The organism is Myxococcus eversor, assembly GCF_010894455.1.
In the GTDB taxonomy this organism is placed as follows: Bacteria; Myxococcota; Myxococcia; order Myxococcales; family Myxococcaceae; genus Myxococcus; species Myxococcus eversor.
Window position 1 is genome coordinate 93,858 of the sequence record NZ_JAAIXY010000001.1, and the last position, 20,285, is coordinate 114,142.

The window sequence follows — 20,285 nt, forward strand, 5'->3', positions numbered from 1 at the left end:
AAGTCCCCCATGAGTCCATTCCGTATGAGCTCCCTGTTCCTGTCTCGGCCTTCTCCGCGTGCGCGGAGGATGACGGCGGCCGTCGTCGTCCTCTCCGCCGTGTTGGGTGCGTGTTCGACCTTGCCCCAGCGCGGCCAGGTGGTGATGCGCGACGTGTCCTTCCCCTTGCGAGACTTCCGCATGCCCTCGGGGCTGCGGGTGGTGGTGGAGCAGGACGCGCGCGCACCGGTGGTGGCGGTGGTGGCCCTGGTGGGAACGGGCGGCTCCAGCGACCCCGCGGGCAAGGAAGGCCTGGCGCACGTCGTGGAGCACCTGGCGTTCCGCTCGCGTCACGCGGGCAGCCCCTCGGTGTGGACGCGGCTGGAGGACCTGGGGGCGGGCCGCTTCAATGCCTTCACCAGCCTGGACCACACGCTGTACCAGACGATGGCGCCCAAGGAGTCGCTGGCCGCGCTGTTGAAGATGGAGGGACAGCGGATGTCCGCTCCGCTCGCCGGTGTCACGCCGGAGGTCTTCGCGGTGGAGCGCGAGGTGGTGCGCAACGAGCTGCGCCAGCGCAACGAAACGGGCTACGTGGGCCAGGTCTTCAGCTGGATGCACGCGGCGGCCTATCCGCCGGAGCACCCGTACTCGCGGCCCATCATCGGCACGCACGATTCCCTCACGGCGCTCGCCCTGGCGGATGCCCAGCGCTTCGCGCGCAACCACTACCGTCCGGACAACGTCACCCTGGTCATCGCCGGGGACGTGGACCTGGCCGCCGTGGAGGCGGTGTTGATGCAGAGCCTGCCCCCCGCGTGGGTGGGCACTGGCGCGCCGCTCGCCGTGGACACGCGCCTGCCGCAGGTGACGGAGCCGCCCTTGAAGGCCGCCGCGCCGTCCATTCCGGAGTACAAGGCGTCCGTCGGCTCGCCGGAGCTGTACATCTCCTGGGTGCTGCCGCGCTCCTTCGACGAGGCCAGCGCCATCCATGACTTCGTCCGGGTGAACCTGAGCCGGAGCCTGTCGGGGGCGCAGCTCACCGACGGAGACATCGCGGGAGTCGGCACGCAGGTGATTCCCGGCACGCGCGCCTCGCTGCTGGTGGTCCGCGTGCCGCTCACCACGGGCGCCAACCCGCGCAGGTCCGCGGACAAGGTGTTGGACCGGGTCTACGAGACGTGGACGCAGAGCATCAGCGCGGGGGCGGTGCTCGGCCGTGAGTTCGACTTCCAGTCCATGCGCCGCAACGTCATCACCGGCATGGTGCTGGAGTCCGAAGATTTGATGTCGCGCACCGTGCGCCGCGCGGAGCTGACGCACTTCATGCTCGACGTGCGTGGCTACACGCGCGCGCAGATGGCGCTGATGACCATCGACGGCGGCAAGGTGACGGACTTCGCCTACAAGTGGCTCCAGCGGGAGCGGGCCCGCATCATCCTGGTGCGGCCGGGAGAGAGCGGTGGCGCCAGCGTCGCCGCGCCCGCGACCCTGCCGGAGGAGACCTCCCCGGTGACGGCGGAGCAGCGCATCACCCCGTCCATGCTGACGGCCCTGTCCGCACCCGTGCAGACGCTGAAGCTCGACAACGGCATGGAGGTGCTGCTCGCGCCCCGGCCCGGGCTGCCCGTGGTGCGGGTGGGCGCGGTGCTGGGCGGCGGCTCCACGTACGGCGCGAAGCCGGGCGCGGCGGCCATGGCCAGCTACGGCGCCTTCCGCGAGTCGTGGTTCGAGGGCCATGCCAGCCACTGGGGGCTGCATGTGTACGGAGACATGCACAAGGACCACGAGCGCATCGAGGTCGCCGGCACCGCCGGCAACATCGGCAACATGCTGGCGCTGCTGTCCGAACAGCTGGCCACCACGCGGACCTCGCTGGAGGCGGTGAAGTACCTCCAGGAGCAGGTGGTGCCGTGGCGGCGCGCGGTGGACGCGCACCCGGAGGTCCGGGCGGAACGCGAGCTGATGAAGGCCCTCTACGGGACGCATGCGTACTCGCGAGACGCCACCGGCGAGGAGATGGCGCAGGTGTCCTGGGAGGACGTCCAGACCTGGATTGGGGATGTGTACCGTCCTGCCAACACCGTGGTGGTCATCGCCGGCGAGTTCGACGTGAAGACGGTGGAGCCCCTGGTGCGCGAGTACCTGGGCGGCTGGAAGCACGGACCCGCCACGGCGGTGAGCGTGCCCGGCGCGCCGGCGTTGCCCGAGCCCTCCGCGAAGGCCCGTACGCTCGTCACTCCCCGCCCGGGTGCGACCCAGGGTCATCTGCAACTGGCCTGCCGGCTTCCCACGGCCACTCCCGAGGCCGCGGCGCGCTACTCGATGATGGCGGAGCTGGTGTCCGGGCGTGCGTTCCACGAGGTGCGCTCGCAGCGCGGGGCCTCCTACGGCTTCAGCGCGAGCACCTGGGTGGCGCGCGGCGGTGCCTCCCACCTGGTGGTGGAGGGCGTGGTGGATGCGCAGCGAATGACGGAGGGCGCGAAGTACGTGCAGGATTTGCTCTCCACCTTCGCCACGAACCTGGACGAGGGCGAGGTGGCGCGCTCCCGTTCGCGGCTGCTCGCGACGCAGGCGGTGTCGTTCATCTCCTCGGAGTCGTGGGTGCAGGCGCTCCTGGATGCCCGGGTGCGGGGCTTCTCGCCGGAGTCTCTGGCCCAGCGTCCCGCCCACCTCCAGGCCGTGACGGCCGCCGCGCTGAAGCAGGAGTTCGACGGCTGCCTCAAGCGGCTCGTGGTGGGGGTGGTCGCCGACGAGGCCCAGGCCCGCACCGCCCTCCAGGCGCTGTCCGTGCCGTAGCCGCTCGTGTGCTCCCTCGCCTGGCGCGCTGTCGACCAGGCGAGGGGCGCGTGGCGGGCGTCCCTTCGCTCCGACGCTGACTACCTTGCCCCGACGGAGAATCCGTCCAGGAGGGGGCAGGCATGCGGTGGCAGGGTGGTCGTCGCAGCTCCAATGTGGAAGACCGGCGAGGCAGTGGCATCGGGCGTCCCCTGGCGGTGGGCGGGGGGGTCGGCTCCATCGTCGTGGCGCTGCTGGTGATGCTGCTGGGCGGAGACCCGTCCGTCATCACCACCAACTCTGGAGGCGGACTGGGCCAACAGGGCGGCTCCGGCACGGGCGGCTCGGGTGTGCCCGATGATCCGCGCCATGCGGAGCTGAAGGACTTCGTGTCCGTCATCCTCGCGGACACGGAGGACACGTGGCCGGGCCTGCTGGAGCCGCATGGGGTGAACTACGTGGACCCCCGGCTGGTGCTCTTCACGGGAGCGGTGCAATCCGCGTGCGGGCTCCAGGAGAGCGCGGTGGGGCCCTTCTACTGCCCGCCGGACCAGCGCGTGTATCTGGACCTGGACTTCTTCGACGAGCTGGACCGCCGCTTCGGCGCGCCGGGTGACTTCGCCCAGGCGTACGTGGTGGCGCACGAGGTGGGGCACCACGTGCAGAATCTGATGGGCATCTCCGAGCAGGTGCAGGCCGCGCGGAGCCGCGCCTCGCCGGAGCAGGCCAACGTGCTGTCGGTGCTCCAGGAGCTGCAGGCGGACTGCTTCGCCGGCATCTGGGCCCACCATGCGCAGCGGGAGCGCCAGGTGCTGGAGGAGGGCGACGTGGAGGAGGGCCTGGGTGCCGCGTCCGCCATTGGTGACGACACGCTCCAGCGTCGCACCCGGGGCTACGTCGTCCCCGAGTCCTTCACCCATGGCTCCTCGGAGCAACGCGTCGCGTGGTTCAAGAAGGGCCTGTCACAGGGCACCCTGGAGGCGTGCGACACGTTCTCCGACGCGTCCACGCCGTCGCGCCGTCGCCGCTGACCCACGGGACGATTGGCGTCCAGACCCCCTCCCGCGTTTGAATGGCCTCACGTGGAACGAATCCACGGCCATCGACGTCGGAGGGGGCGTGCCTTCATTTCAAGCCAGATGGTGCGCGGGGCTGCTCGTCGGCCTGTTGCTGGCCGCGCCCGCGGAGGCCCGCTTCGGCAAGCGCTCCAAGCCGAGCGAGTCGAAGTCGGACGCCCACGAGGCCACCGCCATCGGTCAGGACGACGATGATGATGATGACGACGACAAGGACTCCGACTCCGACAAGGGCTCCTCCGACTCGGGGAGCGACGACTGCTGCTCGGACTCGCTGGATGACCTGGGCAACGAGCTGGTCGGGAGCCTGTTCGGGTGGATGCTCGAGGGCATGGTCCATGCGATTGCCAATACGGGCACCCACCTGCCCCGGAGGGCCAACGCAAGCCTCCAGCCGGGCATGGCCCCGGAGGTCACCGCGGAGGTGAGCACGGAGCGTCGGCACGCGGTGCCGGTGTCCTTCCGCATGGGCGCGCAGAACCTGCTCCTTCGAGACGACGCGAAGGGCGCCGACATGTTCGTGGGGTTGGAGTTCCGCCGCTTCGGCGTGGAGGGCCACGTGCTGCGGCTGTCCCTGCCCACCGATGACGGCACGGACGGACGAGACAGGCTCACGCTGTCGGAGGTGCACCTGACGCATGCGTTCCTCGTGCGCGAGCAGCTGCGGCTGCGCGCGGAGGCGGGCGTGAGCACGGCGTATGCGCCGGACGTCATGCTCGTGGGGCCCAGCGTGGGCGTGTCCTTCGAGGCCTGCATCCTGGGCCCCCTGGACCTGGAGGCTCGCACGCAAGTCACCCCGTGGCCGTACCTCCAGCTCGACGGCACGGTGGGGCTGGCCCTGCACCTGGGCAGCCTCATGATTCGAGGCGGCTGGCGGGGCCTGGTCCTGGACGACCAGGGCACGGTGGACGGCGTGGCCCACCAGGACCGGCTCCATGGCCCGTACCTGGGCGGGGGCTTCACCTTCTAGCGTCGCGGGCTAGCGACGCCCCTTCACCTTCCACCAGAGCATGCCGAGGAAGCCCTCCGGCGGAGGCTCGGGAGGAAGCATCGACTCGTCGTCATCCGAGCGTCTCGCGGGCGGAGGTGGCATGGCCCTTCGCGGTGAGGGCGAGGACAGGGGCTCCGTGCTGTGAAGCCCTCGCGAGGCCCGGTCCAGGGCCTCGGAGAAGGAGCGCCTCGTGACGTCGCGGCCCTCGATGCGCTCGGGGCGGGAGACGCGCTCCAGCGCGCTGACCCGGACGACACCGTCGGCGCCTTCGACACGGCGCAGGCCACCGACGCGTCCGATGGGACCCCTGGGTTTTCGTCCGTGCATGACGTGTCTCTCGCGGAGGCGAATCGTTCAGGGCCTGGTTTCGGCGGACAGGGCCGTCTTGAGCGGGATGAACTCCTCGCGCCGCAGCAGCAGCCTCGCGTCGTTCTTGGGGAGGATGCGGAGCTGGAAGCGACGCTCATAGGAGTCCGCGGACGCGAAGACGCCCTTGTCGCTCACCAGCAGCAGCGCCGTGGGGACGGAGAGCTTGGGCGAGCGGTGCCCGTAGAAGTGCACCACGACGTGGTAGGGGCCGGGGGCGACCTTGCGCGCGTGATACAGCTCCGGGCCCAGGCCATCGGTGATGTCCCAGTAGAGCTGTCCACCCAGCCGCGTCTGCTTGTGCTGGTAGTAGCAGCGCTCACCGTTGGGCTCGATGACCCACAGGTCGATGTCCGTCGAGTCCGAGTTCCAGTGGGTGGTGAGCTGGTAGTCGATGGGCGTGGAGGACACGCCGCCGTACCAGGCCGTGCTGGCCTCCTGGATTTCGCCGAGGCGCGCCTTCAGCACGGACGCGAAGGACTCCGCGCGGGGATGGCGTGCCAGCGCGGAGAGCAGGCGCCCGTAGTGGTACGCCGCGACCAGGCGCAGCTCCGTGACGTGTCGCCACTGCGCGCCCGCGAGGACGATTTCGTAGTTGCGCGCGGCCTCGGCATGGCGCCCGGAGGCATCCAGCGCGAGGGCTTCCTCCAGATACGCCTGACCCTCGAAGGGGCGGTTGAGTCGGACGTGCTCGAACAGCTCCGAGGCGGCGGGGAACTGCCCCATGGCGAGCAGGCCGTAGCCGACCAGGCGCAGGGCCTCCGCGTCCTTGGGCCGCAGCTCCACGGGGGAGGACAGGGCCCGCAGCGCGCCCCCGGTGTCTCCGGCGAAGGCGCGCTGACGGGCGATGCCCTCGTACAGCGTCACGTCGTCGCGATTCTCCCGACGCGCCTTGCGGTAGGTCAGCTCCGCGGTGAGTCGAGGCTCGCCGCCCGCATAGGGCTCGTCGCGCAGCGGCTGACGCTTCATCAGGGGCGCCAGGGCCGAGCGGTTCTCCGTCAGGGTCCGCACCACGGCGAGCCCGGACTTGGGCACCTGGTCCAGGTCGAGCCCCTGGAGCTTGTCCTTGCGCTGGTCCTGCTCTCGCTTGCGCAGCGTCTCCAGGTCATCCAGCTCCACGCGCTCGTCGCGGATGGCGAAGCGCTGGTAGTCCGACTCGGACTCGAGCACGAGCATGGACGCGCGCGCGTTGGCCAGCCGGTAGTGCTGACTGAGCGCCACCACCATCCGGTCCAGGCGCACGTCATCCAGGGCCACCATCCGCGTGACGAAGAGGTCCGCCCAGGCGCGCGGCGCGAAGGTGCTGTCGTCCTCCGAGGACAGCGGCACGCTGAGCGTCTGCTCCACGTCGCCGGCGCGCGTCGACACCACCAGCTCCGCGGTGCCCTTCTCCGGCAACCGTCCCGCCACCAGCAGCTCCTGGCCCGGGAAGACGAGGTGCGGTCGGCCCGCGATGACGAGGTCCTTCACGGCGGCGCCCTTCACCTCCACGCGGGAGAGCACCACGGACATGGCCCGGTGGGCCCTCGCCGCGGCCTCTACCTGGCCACCGGAGAGCACCGTCACGCTCCGGCCTCCGCTGGCCCGTGAGAGCGCGTCGAACAGGTCCGTGTTCACCGCTGCCTCGCCAAAGCGATACGTCACCCAGCGCAGGGCTTCGGCGCTGCCGTGGCGGGAGATGAGCGACTCGACGGTGCTCTGGCCCCAGGTGACGTTGCCGTCGGAGAGAAGGAAGGCCGTCACGCGCTCGCCGGGCTTGACGGGCTTGAGCCATTCACCCGCGGCCCGGTCCAGCTCCGCCAGCATGCCATCCACGTGGGAGGCGCCCTCCAGGTACACGCGCTCCAGCTCGGAGAACGTCTCCTGGCGCCGCGCGGCGTCGTTCACGCGCCAGCCCGAGCCATGCAGCCAGCGGGGCCGCACGTCGAAGAGCAGCACCGCGTACTCCTTCAGCGTGGAGTCCTTCTCCAAGAGCGCGCGCAGGGTCGCGGCCTGGAGCGCCCAGGCGTTGCCGTCCTCCGTGGCCAGCGACGTGTCCACCACGAGCACGGCGCGACCGGTGGGCGGACCCTCCGCCTCCGACGTCAGCCGCGCGGGCAGGCGCACGCGCGCATGAAACGCCTGGCCCGGAAGGCCCGCGTCATCGCGTCCCACCAGGACGTCCGCTTCCTTGTTCTTCGGCGTGAGGGCCACCGACAGCGCGCCGTCTCCCGTGAGGGAGGGCAAGTCATAGGTCCGCCACGTGCCCAGCTCGCGGGGCTTCCCCTTCACCTCGGGAGCCACCAGCACCGCTTGCGTGTGGCGCGGGTCCACGTGCACACGCGCGGACACCTGGAGGTCCTTGCCCGCGCCGACGGGCAGGGGCCACGTGTAGCGCAGGCGCTCGCCGTCATGGAGCAGCGTCTGCTCGTAGGCGATGACCACGCGCTTGAGGGAGCGGGGCGGCAGCGGGAAGACGCGGGCGCTGAAGGTGGAAGCGCCGGCCCACTCCAGCAGCGCCGGGTCGACGTTGTTGCGGACGATGTCCTCATACACCTCGCGCGCGCGCTTCTGCTCGACGACGCGGGCCTCCTGGGGAGCGCCCCAGGAGCGCTTCGCGCCCGGAGGGCTGGGGGGCGCGGCGGCCGTGAGTTGCTCCACGTCCGAGGTGCCATCGCCGAGGGGAGGCAGCAGGTCCGAGGACTGGAAGAGGGACGGGGAATTCACCGACACGGAGCCCGAGTAGAGCGCGAAGCCCGCCACGGACGCGCCACCGGGCAGCGGGTAGTAGAAGGTGCCCTCCAGGTTGTGGGGCGTGTCGTTCTCGAAGAGGTGGTCCACCACCGTGCGCGCGCGGGCGCCCTGGATGTACGTCACCACGCGAATCGCTCGCGTCTTCAGGGGCTGGTAACGACCGGACTCGTCGCGCACCAGCACCTTCGCGGCGCGGGGCGCGGTCTCCACCTTGGGCAGCACGGGGGTGGGCGGCGCGTCGTCATGCGCCTGGCCGTTCTTCATCGCCAGCTTGGCCGGTTCCCGCTCGGCGGCTTCCCCTCCGCCTCCGCCTCCCCGGATGATCTGGATGATTTCGCGACGCTTGGCCTCCAGGACCCGCCCACCCGACGACGCGGCGGGCGCCTCTCGGGCCGCGTCCATCGGCCGCATCGCGGCGGCGGGTGCGGGCGCGGCGGGAGGGGGCGGCGGTGGAGGCGGGACGGCTCCGAGCGCCACATCCCGCGCGACGCGCTCTTCCTCCGGCTCCGGACCTCCTTCCTCGTGAAGCAGCTCCCCGGTGGGAGTGGAGGGCCCCTGACGGGCACTCTGGAGCAATTTCTCGAGGTCCTGCTCACTGAGGATCCTCGGGTCCGCCAGGCCATCGCGCAGGTCCGCGACGTTCACCTCGCCGGGGTCGATGACGCCGGGGGCGGTGACGGGCGCGGCGAGGCCGGCCTTGAGGAAGCTCTCCGGAGGCGCTTGCGGCTTCGGCGCGGGGGCCACGGGCGGTGGCGTCGAGCCCCGCTCACAACCCGCCATGACGAGGCACAGCAGCAGCACGGCGGTGGAAAGGCGCGTGAGGTGCATGTGCGGGGACGTTAGCCCAAGACGGTGTCGTCCGTGCATGCCCCCCGGGACGCGAGGGCCTCAGTCCAGATAACCCCAGCGGTCTTCCTCGAAGACATAGAAGGGGCGTCCGAAGGGAATCCGTTCCGTCCAGCCGAGCACGTGTCGCCCGGGGCCCACGTCATAGGTGAAGCCGAAGTGGGGGCCGGAGTACTTCGCGGGTGGCAGCTCGGGGAGGAACGCGGGGACCAGCTCCGTGAGCGCCTGGGGCAACTGGCCATGTCGCGTCTGGAAGGCCCGGCACGCGGTGATGAGGCGTTCGGCGTTGCGCCGCGCCCGCTCGCTTCCCGCGCGGTAGGGGCGCAGGACGACGAGGGCGGTCATCGCCAGGGCCGCCGTGTTCTGGGCGAGCCGGGTGGCGCCGTCTCGCAACTGGCGAAGGGTGCTCCCGAGCAACGTGGCCATGCAGCCTCCCGAGGTCCTCGCATCATCGCCCAGGCGCCATCCTCCCGGGCCATCACTGCCTATCTTTTTCGAGGACAGGAGGCCGTGATGCCAGACATCGACACGCGACAGCGAGCAGGTGAACCCTTGGAGGATGGGAGGGCCCGCGAGCAGGGTTATGAGGACGAGGTTCCCGGCCATACGCCAGGAGTGGCCGAGGGAGACGACGAAGCGGTACCCCAGCGTGCCCACGCTTTTCCGGACCCGGACAAGACGCCCGGTTGTGCGGAGGGTTGACTGGTCGACGCTTCATCCAGGCATGAGATGCTTGGATTTACCGACCTGGCCTGACAGTCTCCCCGCGTCATCGTTCACAGTGAGGGCGCGTCGCCATGGGGATGGAAGGCCGGTCGGTGCCGGAGGTGGACCAGGCTGCGCTCGCTCCGACGGGACCGCCCGTCCAGGTCGACACGGTCGCCGTCGACAAACCGTCTGTCGGGGGGCGTCTGCTCGCGACGCTGGGGAGCCGGCACGTCCGGCTGTTCCTGGCGCTCATCTGGGGCGTGCTGCTGTTCGTGGCCTTCCAGCCCGGACTGATGTCGGCGGACTCGCTCAGCATGCTGTGGCAGGGCCGGACCGGGGAGTACACGGACTGGCATTCGCCCTTCTACGCCTTCTTGTTGGGCAAGGCCTTCCTGCTGACGGGCTCGACGTGGCCGGTGATGGCCTTCCAGCTCCTGGGGCTGGCGCTGGGGCCGGTGGTGTTGCTCGGAGGTGTCTCGGGGCGTCGCGGGCTGGCCGCGCTCGCGTTGCTGGGCGTGTACTGGGTCCTTCCCAGCACCTGGGCGGTGGGGGTGACGCTCTGGAAGGACGTGTTCAACGCGGTGGCCCTGCTCTGGACGGTGGTGTTGCTCACGCGGGGACGACCGGGATGGGCCTTCGCGTGCCTCGTCGCCGCGACGCTGACGCGGCACAACGCCATCACCGCCAGCATGTTGCTGGTGCCCATGGTGGTGGCGCGCGTGCCCGTGCTGATGAAGGACCGGAGCCGTCCCGTCATCGCGGGTGTGTTGCTCCTCGCGGTGCTGGCGATAGCACCGGGCTTCATCGAGCGCGCCGCCAGCGTGAGCAAGACATGGATTGGCGGCGCGCTGCTGGTGTTCGACGTGGCGGGCGTCTATGCGCGCGAGCCGGCGGCGATGGAGGGCTCGCCGCTCGTGGCGCGGTGGAAGTGGGACGCGGCCAAGCTGGGCTACCTCTATGACCCGCGCGCGGTGTCGCCGATTCTGTGGGGAGACCCGGCGCGGGGCGCCATCTCTACCGAAGAGCTCCTCGCGGCGAAGGAGCCCCTGACGCGGGAGTGGCTCCGCGTCGTGCGCGCCTACCCGGGGGCCTATCTGCGGCATCGGTGGGCGTCGTATGTCGCGAACCTGGGCCTGGAGGGCTTGTCCGACTCCTACTATCAGGACAACGGGAGCTACCACCGGCAGATCGACCCGAACGAGCTGGGCCTGAAGCTGCGAAAGCACACCGCGGTCCACCGGGGCTTCGTGGCCATGCGAGAGGCCTGGTCCAATGCCATCGCCCGTGGAGGGCCGTGGCTGGTGCTCGCGGTCGTGCTGGCCGGCGTGGGCTGGAGACGTCGCGCGCGGGATGGCGGACTGATGTTCTGCGTGGCCGCTTCCGGAGTCACCTACGCGCTGGCGTACCTCCCCGTGAGCGTGAGCGCCGAGTACCGCTTCTATTACTGGACCGCCATCTCCGTGTTCGCCGCCGCGGCGCTGTGGCTGGCTCGGCCCCCGTCGCGCACGGCGTAGCGTTGTGTACGCCGTGTGTGGCGCATCGGGTCAGCCCTCCGAGGAGGCGTGTGACTCGGGGTGTGGCTCCGTGCGGGCAGGGGTGGCCCGGGTGAATAGACGGGAGGGGGCCCCGTCAGACTGTACAGAACGCGGCGCAACCCGCTGCGAAGGAGGTCGTCATGTACAGCAAGCTGAAGCGAGTCTTGGTGGTGTGCTCCCTCACGGTGGCTTCTCCTGTCCTCGCGCAGTCGGTGCATGGTGCCTCCCCCGTCACGACCTCGGGCGTCACCGAGTGGGTTCGCGACCAGCGCATCGAATCGCGCTCCAGCGCGGAGCGGGCGCGGCTGGAGCGTGAGCGGGCCGAGCGCGAGCGGCAGGCCCGGCTGGAGCGCGAGCGGCAGGCGCGGTTGGAACGGGAGCGGCAGGCCCGGCTGGAGCGCGAGCGGCAGGCGCGGGTGGAGCGTGAGCGCATCGAGCGTGAGCGTCTGGCGCGGATGGAGCGTGAGCGGGCGGAGCGCGAGCGGCAGGCTCGGGTGGAGCGGGAGCGTCGTGAGCGGGCGGAGTGCGCGCGCTACGGGCATGCGCGCTGCGACACGTACTCCCGGCATGGTTAGGCGGCACCGCGTCATGAAGACCGGGGGCTGAAGTCGACAGCCCTCGGTTGACGCACGCAGGCCGTGGGCGTCTGCTGGATGGATGTCAGATTCTGCTTCTTCCGCGCCCGCGCACGTCGCCGATGCCCGCCCGGTGGATGCCACCGAGCGGGTGACGCTGCTGGATGCGCTGCGTGGTTTCGCGCTGTGCGGCGTCTTCGTTTCCAACAGCGTGTCCTGGTTCAGCGGCAGGGTGATGATGCCGCGAGAGCAGGCCCAGGCCCTCGCGGCACCCCTCTTCGAGACGGTGGTCTCGGGCCTGTACCAGTTCTTCGTGAACCAGAAGTTCGTGACGTTGTTCTCGTTCCTCTTCGGGCTGGGCTTCAGCATCCAGCTCGCCCGTGCGGAGGCGCGAGGCTCCTCGATTGTCCGGCTCTACGCGCGGCGCCTGCTGGTGCTGCTGGCGATAGGGCTGACCCACCAGTACGCCATCTGGTCCGGAGACATCCTCCACACCTACGCGATGGTGGGCTTCGCGCTGCTGTTGTTCCGGAGCCGCTCGAACACGACGGTGCTCATCTGGGCGGTGGCGATGATGGCGGTGGTTCCGCTGGTGATTCCGGCGCTGGAGCGCTTCATCCCCGTCTGGCTGCACGGCGCGGAGGCCGCGGGGGAGGCGGCGAAGGCGACCCGGGCCCTGGAGACGGCGTCTCGCGCGCGGCTGTTCGAGGCGCTCTCCAGCGACTCGTTCTGGACGGCGCTCACGGGGATGGCTCGCTTCAACACCGAGTCGTTCCTGCGCATCAACCGGCTCGTCTGGATGAGCCTCGTCCTGGGGCGGTTCCTGTTCGGCTTGCTGGCGGGCCGCCTCCTGTTGCTCCAGGACATCGAAGGCAACCGTCGCCTGCACCAGCGGCTGCTGTTCTGGGGGCTGTTCCTGGGGGTGATTGGCAACGGGCTGGGGTTGGTCGTGTGGCGGTTGCGCGCGATGGGGATGGGGGACCTCATCGACCGTGACTGGATGATGGTGCTGACCGTGGTGCAGGAGCTGGGCTGCCTGGCGCTGGGCGGGGCCTACGTCGCCCTGTTCGCGCTGCTGTCCCGGCGAGGCTGGGTGCAGCGCGTCTTCAACGTGCTGATGCCCGTGGGGCGGATGGCGCTCTCGAACTACCTGCTGCAGTCCGTGGTGAGTGTCTGGCTCTACAACGGATGGGGGCTGGGGCTCATCGGGAAGGTGCCTCCGTCGACGAGCATCTTCCTGGCCCTGGGCATCTTCGCCGTGCAGATAGTCCTCAGCCACTTGTGGATGGCCCGCTTCCGCTTCGGTCCCGCCGAGTGGCTGTGGCGCTCGCTCACCTATGGCAAGGCCCAGCCCATGCGACTGCCGACGAGCCCCGGTGAGGTCGGAGCCGCGCCCTCCTCGTGAGAAGGGCGGGGTGACGCGAGATACTTTCCTGGCGTGTCCGGGAGCTTCCGGTGCGCCCTGACGTGGAGGTCGTGTCATGACGCTGCGAACGCGAGGCGTGGTGCTGCTGCTGTCCGCCGTGGGGCTGGGCGCATGTGGAGGCTCGACGGAGGAGCCCTCCTCGCTCCCCCCCGAGTCGTCTGGAGTCATTGCGTCCGCCGTGGTGCCACCCTGCACGGGCACCAATGCGTGGGCCACGATGGGACACGATGGACGCCGCTCCTTCACCTCGGATGGCTGCGCGTGGCATCCGCTGACCAAGCTCTGGGAGTTCGCGCCCACCGCGGGAGCCGGGCGTTCCGTGCAAGGCGTGGAGCGGGCGGTGGCGGACACCGACGGCGTCTATCTGGCGTGGAACTCCAATCCCAACTACGTCGGCTCGGGTGGAAGCCCCGCCCTGGAGAAGATCGCCCCGGCCACGGGCGCCAGCGTGTGGAGCGTCGACCGGCAGCTCAATGACAACCGGGGACATTGGCCCTCCTTCTTCGCATACGAGAAGCTCGTGGGCGGCGGTGTCTACGAGGCGCGTGACGGAGTCGTCCGCAACGACGACGGCATCCGGACCTGGAGCAAGCAGTTCGGCGCCAACTACTACTCGGGCGGCACCACTCCCTATGCGGAGTACGAGCAGGCGAACAACGACAGCTGGGGCCAGTCGCTGTCGGACGGCACGCGCCTGTGGGTCTACAACCAGCTTCACTACCATGGCCCCAAGCTGGGCCTGCGCTCGTTCGACAAGCGCGGCAACCTCCTGCTGGAGCTGAACACCTACGGGTACTACGGCGGCACGCGAGTCTTCCCCCAGCACCAGTGGGACACCGCGGAAGACCGCCTGGGCTCCATCGCCACGGACAACGGCTTCATCTACCTGGCGGCCATCTACAACTTCCAGTGCTCGACGAACTGCTCGGCGACCGAGCCGCGTCCCTTCGCGTCGGGTCTGTTCGGTTGGGACCTCGCCACCGGGACACCTCGTTGGCCTCGTGTCGCGCTGGAGCCCGCGAGCAACATCAGCGTGGCCGGCAATCGCATCTACCTGCTGGAGCGGGACCTGGCCACCGGCACGGTGACGTTCAACATCCGCAATGCCGGTTACAACGGCGCCAGTCTCTTCCGCTCCCCGCCGTTTCCCAGCTCGCAAATCACCGGGTATCAGGCACCCGTGCTGGTGGGCGGCCGAGCCATCATCGCGGTGCAGGAGAGCTCCGGTCCCAACGCGGGCACCGTGCTCTATTCCTTCGACGCCCTCTCGGGTGGCACGCCGCTGACGGCGGCGCTTCCGGGGGTCTACGATGTCATCGTCCCGTACTACGGAAGAGACCTCCTGGATTTTTCCACCACGCCCTTCGCGGGCAAGCGCAGCACGTCCATCGCCGCCGCGTCGGGGACGAAGGACGCATCGGGAGCGAGCGTCCCCACGCTGGTCATCACCTCGCGCACGGGGCTGCACGTCGTCGCCGTCTCGACACTCGCGACGCTGTGGATCGCGACCAAGCTGGCGTTGGTGGGGACCGCGGACGGGGGTTCACTCAGGGACCCTGTCATCGTGAAGGACCGGGTCTATGTGGTGGACCGGAACAAGGTATACGCCCTGGGGCTGTAGCCGAGGCGCTGTCGCCCGGCTGGATGAGAGGAAGCATGATGCGACGGTGGGTGTTGCTGGCGTTCTGTGTCTCCACGCGCGTGTGGGCGCAGGACTATCGCGCTTGCAAGGAGCTGTTCGTGTCCCCGCTGGCGGTGAAGGTGGGGACGACGAACCCCGGTGGCTCGTCCTGGGACGAAGGTTCCGCGGCGGACCCGGAGCTGTCCGCGATGGCCGTCGACGTCGAAGGTGCCTCACCCGTCGTCATCGGCCCGAAGCAGGAGGACACCGGCAGCCTGCGGTGGAACAGCCTCTTCCTCGAAGAGACGCGCTCGGGAGCCTGGCTCCCGGTGGGAGTGGGAGGCTCGCTGAGCCTGCTGCTCACCGACGCGGACGAAGGCATGTCGGACTTCATCGGCGCCTTCGCCGTCACGGTTCCGGAGTCGCTCGCGAGCACGGGCACGGCGTTCCTCTCCGTTCCTTCCAGCGGCGCGCCGCAGGTGCCGCTCGCGCTGCGCATCTCCGCGTCGGATGGCAAGCGACCGTGCGCGGGGCTGGAGAAGGTGGGCCCGGCCCGCTACGAGCTCCCCGCTCCCTCCTTCACCGCGCGGGTGGATTCAGCCCTGCTGGAGAAGCTCCGCGCGGCCCAGCGCTGCAAGGCGGGGAGCACCCAGGCCGAGTGCAAGGCGGAGGGCTATGAGGTGCTCTACACGCAGGAGCTGCTCAAGGACACCTGGGTGACGGTGGTGTCCACCGGGCCGTTCGAGGGTGGCGCGGGCAAGGTCTTCGCGGTGGCGCTCGGCATCGAGCCCGCGCGTCGCCAGGTGGCACACGTGGGGCGTTGCGACGCGTTGAAGAAGGCGCCCTCCCTGGGAGAAGCGCTGCTCTGTCGGCAGGGCACCAAGGGGACGCTCATCATCGTGGAGAAGGGCAAGGCCCGGACGCGGCCCGCCACGGCTCGTGAGCTGGAGGCGTTGAAGGACGCCGAGCCCGCGCCTGTCGAGCCCGCGCCCGCCGAGCCCGCGCCCGCCGAGCCCGCGCCCGCCGAGCCCGCGCCCGCCGAGCCCGCGGCTCCCGCTCCTTGAGGTTGTCCTGGCCAGACGAGGCAACCGGAGCGCAAGGCTCCGGTCGTCGACGCCGGGAGTCAGGCTTGCGGTCTCATCGTCGCGAGCACCGCGCCGATGCCGATGAGCGCGAGGCCTGACAGTCGTTCACGCCAGACCAGGGCACGGGGTGAGCTGGAGACGCGACCTCCAGCCACGCCCAACCCCGCGTAGACGGCGAGCACCGGCACCTCCACGACGATGCAGGAGATTCCGTAGACGGTGAACTGCAAGCCCGCGTGGGGGCCCGGGTGGATGAACTGCGGGAGCAGTGAGCCGAAGAACAGGATGGACTTGGGGTTGGCGAGCTGCTTCGCGAAGCCCTGCACGAAGGCCCCGCGCCACAGGGGCGGCTTCGGACGCTGCTCCAGCGACAAGGTGTGCTTCGCGGAGAGCAGCGTCCTCACGCCCAGGTAGACGAGGTAGGCCGCGCCCGCATAGCGGATGCCGTAGAACGCGAAGGGCGACGCGGCCAGCGCCGCGCCAAGGCCCGCGACGGAGATGAGGAAGTACACGGCGTTGCCGGCCTGGATGCCCAACGCGGCGCTCATCCCGGTGCGAAACCCCCGCGACATCGCTTGGGAGACCACCAGCAACACGGCGGGGCCCGGGGTGATGGCGAAGAGGGTGATGGTCAGGGTGAACGTTGCCCAGAGGGTAAGGTCCATGGCGTGGCGGCGTGGCCGGAAAGGGCTCCGGACCGGACGCGGCACCCTAGGGACGCGGAGCGCTCACTTCAAATGACGCGTGCGCGACGTCTGCCCCCGGGGGCCACCTCGCCGCTGGAATGGCGACGTTTCGAGGACTGTCACCCGCGGAGGCCGTGGAGCTCCCTGGCGCAAACCAGGCGTTGCATCAGGCCTCGCTCGTGGTCTGCTCGGCCTCAGGATGGGGCCGGGGCTGATGAGGAGCGTCACACGTGAAGAAGACGTACGTTGGAAGCTGTCACTGCGGGGCGGTCCGCTACGAAGCGGACGTCGACCTGAGCCAGGGCACCTACAAGTGCAACTGCTCCATCTGCACCAAGGCGCGGCTGTGGCACGCCGTCATCGGTCCCGAGGACTTCCGCCTCCTGTCCGGTGAGGCCGAACTCACCGAGTACCAGTTCCACACCAAGCAGCTCCATCACCTGTTCTGCAAGCACTGTGGCGTGCACTCCTTTGGCTGGGGTGACGACACGGACCTGGGGAAGTTCTACACCATCAAGGTCAACTGCCTCGACGACGTGGACCTCGACGAGCTGGCGCGCGCACCCCTCACCTACGTCAACGGACGGGAAGGGCGACGGCTTCAAGAAACAGCCGGCCGAAGTCCCGCACCGCTGAACCCGTCGACACGAACAGGATGATGCCCATGAAGCTCTACGACGAACTGGCCGAGTGGTGGCCCCTGGTCTCTTCCCCGAGCGACTACGCGGAGGAGGCATCCGAGTATCGCCGCCTGCTGCTCGCGGGCGCGACGGGCCCGCTGGTGACGCTGCTGGAGCTGGGCAGCGGGGGTGGCAACAACGCCAGCTTCCTCAAGCGGGACTTCCAGCTCACGCTGGTGGAGCCCTCGGAGGGCATGCGCAAGCACAGCCGCGAGCTGAATCCCGAGTGCGAGCACCTGCCCGGTGACATGCGCACCGTGCGTCTGGGCCGCGAGTTCGACGCCGTGTTCATCCATGACGCCGTCGAGTACATGACCACGGAGGAGGACCTGCGCGCGGCGCTGGAGACGGCGGCCATTCACCTGCGCCCGGGTGGCGTCGTCCTGGTGGCTCCGGACGCGACGCAAGAGAGCTTCGAGCCGGGGTCGATGACGGAAGGGGGCGACGAGCCCGAGGTGCCTGGGCAGGGCTCGCGCTCGCTGCGCTACCTCATGTGGACGTTGCCGACGAAGCCGGGGAGCGCGACCTCGGAGACCCACTTCGCGATGCTGCTGAAGGAGCGTGACGGCAGCATCCGCTCCGTCCACGACGTGCACCTGCATGGCCTCTTCTCGAGGGCGACGTGGCTGCGCCTCTTCGACGAACTGGGCCTCGATGCCCGCCTGGAGACGCGCACCCTGGAGGGGACGCCGTACGACACCTTCGTCGCCGTCAAGCGTCGCTAGCCGATCCACACCCGGGGGACGTCCCTGAAGCCGGCGGATCCACCGCGGGTGATAAATGGCTGAGACAAGGCACTGAAATCACGGGGAAGTGAAACCTTCTCGCAACCTTGAACTCCCCGGTGGCGATAATCCCGAAGCGCGTTGTCCGCGCTCTCCATCGGGATCCCCCACCATGGCCTCCAAGATCAGCGATACGCCTCGTCCTCTACCGACCGCGACGACGCGAGCCCCGGCCACGAAGGCTCCCTCGGAGACGCCGAACAAGGTCTCCACGCCCGACCTGAAGTGGAACAAGGACTGCTTCGAGCCGGGCAAGGCCCAGCCGCTGCCGCTCCCCAAGCCCCCGGTGTCGCTGCCCCCGTCGCTGCCCAAGCCTCCGACGCAGCCTCAGGTGCCCACGAACCCGCTGCCCCTGCCGCTGCCCAAGCCTCCGACGGACCCTCAGGTCCCGACGAACCCGCTGCCCCTGCCGCTGCCCAAGCCTCCGACGGACCCTCAGGTCCCGACGAACCCGCTGCCCCTGCCGCTCCCCACGGACCCCCAGGTCCCGACGGAGCCGCTGCCGGAGCCCGGCCCCGTGGAGCCCACTCCCGAGCCGAAGCCCGAGCCGTCCATCACCGACTCGGACCCGATGACGCACATCGCGTACCTCGCCTCGGATGAGCTCCAGGGCCGCGACAGCCCTTCGGCGGGACTCGATGCGGCCTCCGCGTACGTGCAGGCGCACGTCGAGAAGTACGGCCTCGTGGGCCCCAACAGCAACAACCCGGAGAACCCCTTCCAGCAGAAGTTCGACGTGTTCTCCTTCGCCAGCAAGCCGGAGGCGGCGGCGGCGGGTGACGCCCGGGCGAATGGCCACGCGGAGCACAAGCAGTTCGGCCACCAGCTCTTCCAGGAGGGGTTCTACCTGGAGGAGGGGATGCCCCGCGAGACGCTGGAGATGCTCAACAAGAAGTACGAGAGCACGATGAAGGCCGAGGGGCAGCCCCTCACGCCTGCTCGCGGCGGCGGGCTGCGCAGCGTGGAGGAGCTGCGTGCGCTGGCCACGGAGTCCGGCCAGGCGGTGAACACGATGGCGATGCTGCCCGGCACCGGGCCGCACAAGGACGAGGTCATCGTGGTGATGGCCCACCTGGACCACGTGGGCACGGACCGTCGCGGCAACATCCACAACGGCGCGGACGACAACGCGTCCGGCAGCGCGGTGCTGATGGCGGCGGTGCCGGAGCTGGCCGAGGCGCAGAAGCGCGGCGAGCTGGACCGCTCCATCCTCTTCATCTGGACGGGCGCCGAGGAGAAGGGCCTGGTCGGCTCGCAGTACTTCGTCGACCACCCGATTCCGGGGCTGAGCACGGAGCAGATCTCCGGCGTCGTCAACGTGGACATGGTGGGCCGCTGGGACGACCAGCGCCTGTCCGTCGTGGACACCGACCGCAGGGGCCAGGCGAACTACTTCCGCGACGTCGTGGACCAGGCCAACGCGCAGCTCGCGGACCCGTTCGACCGCATCAACCGCGACATCAACGTGTACCGGGACCGCCAGGATGGCGCCGTCTTCGGCCGCAAGGGCGAGGACGTCCTCTTCCTCTTCGAGGGCCTGTCCAATCCCAAGGGCGGCGGCGACCTCATCCCCGAGTACCACGAGCCCGGAGACGACATCGACCTCATCCTCCGCGACAACGGCGGCGAGAAGCCGCGCCGGGTCAAGGACCTGATGGTCAACGTCATCGAGCTGGCCGCCAACCGGACCACTGCCAAGGAGTGACGTCCGCCCGGACGTGAAGCCGCCGGCCCCCGTATCCCCGGCGGCCGGCGCGCACCGCCAGGGGCTTGTCCCCAGGTCATCGCCCGTCGAGACTCGATGCCATGTCCGCAGGTACTCCAGCGCCGCGTCCGTGGTTCGCCTTCTCCGTCGACCTGTCCCCCGCGACGGCGCGTGAGCGCCTGCCGGGCCTGCCCTCCGCGCCCACGTTGCCGGAGGGGGAGCTGGCCGAGGCGCTCGACGTGGACGTCGTCTATGACGTGCCCTCGCACGCCTGGGGCGGCAAGGTGGCCCGGTTGGTGGACGCCCCGGGCAAATCCCTTCCCGGGCTGCTGCGGCGCGTGTCAGCGGAGACGTGGGACGCCGTGAGCCGGCTGGAGTCGGTGCTCGCCGAGGCCACCACGTCCCGGCCCGTCAAGGTGCGCACGGCCACCGGCGCCGTCCTCTCCGCCCACGCCTTCACCGCTCCAGCCCGCGGTGGCCCTCCCGCGCAGGGCCCCGTCAGCGAGGCCTTCCTCGTCACCGTGGCCCTCGCCGCCGAGCGCTCCGGTCTCCCGGCGGACTACGTGGAGCGCCTCCAGGCCGAGGCCCGAATCGTGGGAACGCTCCAACAGGCGAAGGCGGACGCACGCTCCGTCCCAGGCTCTCCCGCGAAGAAGCCGTGATCTCACTTTTGTAGAAAAAAGGTGGGGCGATGACGCAACCCGGTATCG

General features: G+C 69.9%; 16 protein-coding genes. 12 read left to right on the forward strand and 4 right to left on the reverse strand.

From position 1 onward, the window contains the following. Window positions 1-24 precede the first annotated feature (24 nt). The 3 genes from G4D83_RS46715 to G4D83_RS00415 all read left to right on the forward strand — a co-directional run bounded on the left by G4D83_RS46715 (window position 25) and on the right by G4D83_RS00415 (window position 4,803). A complete protein-coding gene (locus G4D83_RS46715; protein ID WP_275902346.1) occupies window positions 25-2,778 on the forward strand; it encodes a M16 family metallopeptidase in 2,754 nt (917 codons plus the stop codon). Window positions 2,779-2,900: 122 nt separating this feature from the next. Continuing rightward, a complete protein-coding gene (gene ypfJ / locus G4D83_RS00410; RefSeq protein WP_163861205.1) occupies window positions 2,901-3,788 on the forward strand; it encodes a KPN_02809 family neutral zinc metallopeptidase in 888 nt (295 codons plus the stop codon). Window positions 3,789-3,876: 88 nt separating this feature from the next. After that, a complete protein-coding gene (locus tag G4D83_RS00415) occupies window positions 3,877-4,803 on the forward strand; it encodes a hypothetical protein (RefSeq protein WP_163861208.1) in 927 nt (308 codons plus the stop codon). A 9-nt stretch (window positions 4,804-4,812) separates the two neighbouring features. Here G4D83_RS00415 and G4D83_RS00420 read toward each other — a convergent pair whose 3' ends face one another. From G4D83_RS00420 to G4D83_RS00430, 3 genes are read right to left on the reverse strand one after another with little or no spacing between them, the layout of a single operon-like run. Then, on the reverse strand, window positions 4,813-5,151 hold the full coding sequence (locus G4D83_RS00420; protein ID WP_163861210.1) for a hypothetical protein: 339 nt from the start codon (window positions 5,149-5,151) through the stop codon (window positions 4,813-4,815). A 27-nt stretch (window positions 5,152-5,178) separates the two neighbouring features. Next, the gene (locus G4D83_RS00425) at window positions 5,179-8,751 is read right to left on the reverse strand and encodes a hypothetical protein (RefSeq protein WP_163861213.1); all 3,573 of its coding nucleotides are present in this window, start codon (window positions 8,749-8,751) and stop codon (window positions 5,179-5,181) included. Window positions 8,752-8,811: 60 nt separating this feature from the next. Next, window positions 8,812-9,195 (reverse strand): hypothetical protein, encoded by a 384-nt coding sequence (locus G4D83_RS00430; RefSeq protein ID WP_240356076.1) that lies wholly within the window; start codon window positions 9,193-9,195, stop codon window positions 8,812-8,814. Window positions 9,196-9,566: 371 nt separating this feature from the next. On the opposite strand from G4D83_RS00430, the gene G4D83_RS00435 reads away from it, so the two are divergent. The 5 genes from G4D83_RS00435 to G4D83_RS45425 all read left to right on the forward strand — a co-directional run bounded on the left by G4D83_RS00435 (window position 9,567) and on the right by G4D83_RS45425 (window position 15,698). Further along, complete coding sequence (locus G4D83_RS00435; protein ID WP_163861216.1) at window positions 9,567-10,991, forward strand: hypothetical protein; 1,425 nt, start codon at window positions 9,567-9,569, stop codon at window positions 10,989-10,991. Between the two features lie 161 nt (window positions 10,992-11,152). After that, window positions 11,153-11,587 carry an ATP-dependent DNA helicase gene (locus G4D83_RS00440; protein ID WP_163861218.1) on the forward strand — a complete coding sequence of 145 codons (435 nt, stop codon included), beginning with the start codon at window positions 11,153-11,155 and terminating at the stop codon, window positions 11,585-11,587. Window positions 11,588-11,669: 82 nt separating this feature from the next. Then, entirely contained in the window at window positions 11,670-12,992 is a 1,323-nt protein-coding gene (locus G4D83_RS00445; RefSeq protein ID WP_163861219.1) for a DUF418 domain-containing protein, read from the forward strand. 76 nt (window positions 12,993-13,068) lie between these two features. Beyond that, a complete protein-coding gene (locus G4D83_RS00450; RefSeq protein ID WP_163861220.1) occupies window positions 13,069-14,634 on the forward strand; it encodes a hypothetical protein in 1,566 nt (521 codons plus the stop codon). Between the two features lie 35 nt (window positions 14,635-14,669). Further along, the gene (locus G4D83_RS45425) at window positions 14,670-15,698 is read left to right on the forward strand and encodes a tautomerase family protein (protein ID WP_205522542.1); all 1,029 of its coding nucleotides are present in this window, start codon (window positions 14,670-14,672) and stop codon (window positions 15,696-15,698) included. Between the two features lie 59 nt (window positions 15,699-15,757). Here G4D83_RS45425 and G4D83_RS00460 read toward each other — a convergent pair whose 3' ends face one another. Continuing rightward, complete coding sequence (locus tag G4D83_RS00460) at window positions 15,758-16,384, reverse strand: LysE family translocator (RefSeq protein WP_163861222.1); 627 nt, start codon at window positions 16,382-16,384, stop codon at window positions 15,758-15,760. A 251-nt stretch (window positions 16,385-16,635) separates the two neighbouring features. On the opposite strand from G4D83_RS00460, the gene G4D83_RS00465 reads away from it, so the two are divergent. The 4 genes from G4D83_RS00465 to G4D83_RS00480 all read left to right on the forward strand — a co-directional run bounded on the left by G4D83_RS00465 (window position 16,636) and on the right by G4D83_RS00480 (window position 20,237). Beyond that, window positions 16,636-17,064: a GFA family protein gene (locus G4D83_RS00465; protein WP_163861225.1), complete on the forward strand. Its 429-nt coding sequence runs from the start codon at window positions 16,636-16,638 to the stop codon at window positions 17,062-17,064. Window positions 17,065-17,069: 5 nt separating this feature from the next. Further along, a complete protein-coding gene (locus tag G4D83_RS00470; protein ID WP_163861226.1) occupies window positions 17,070-17,810 on the forward strand; it encodes a class I SAM-dependent methyltransferase in 741 nt (246 codons plus the stop codon). A gap of 172 nt (window positions 17,811-17,982) precedes the next feature. Beyond that, window positions 17,983-19,575, forward strand: coding sequence for a M28 family metallopeptidase (locus tag G4D83_RS00475; RefSeq protein ID WP_163861228.1), 1,593 nt, complete (start codon window positions 17,983-17,985; stop codon window positions 19,573-19,575). Window positions 19,576-19,676: 101 nt separating this feature from the next. Continuing rightward, window positions 19,677-20,237 (forward strand): gamma-glutamylcyclotransferase, encoded by a 561-nt coding sequence (locus G4D83_RS00480; protein WP_163861230.1) that lies wholly within the window; start codon window positions 19,677-19,679, stop codon window positions 20,235-20,237. Window positions 20,238-20,285 lie beyond the last annotated feature (48 nt).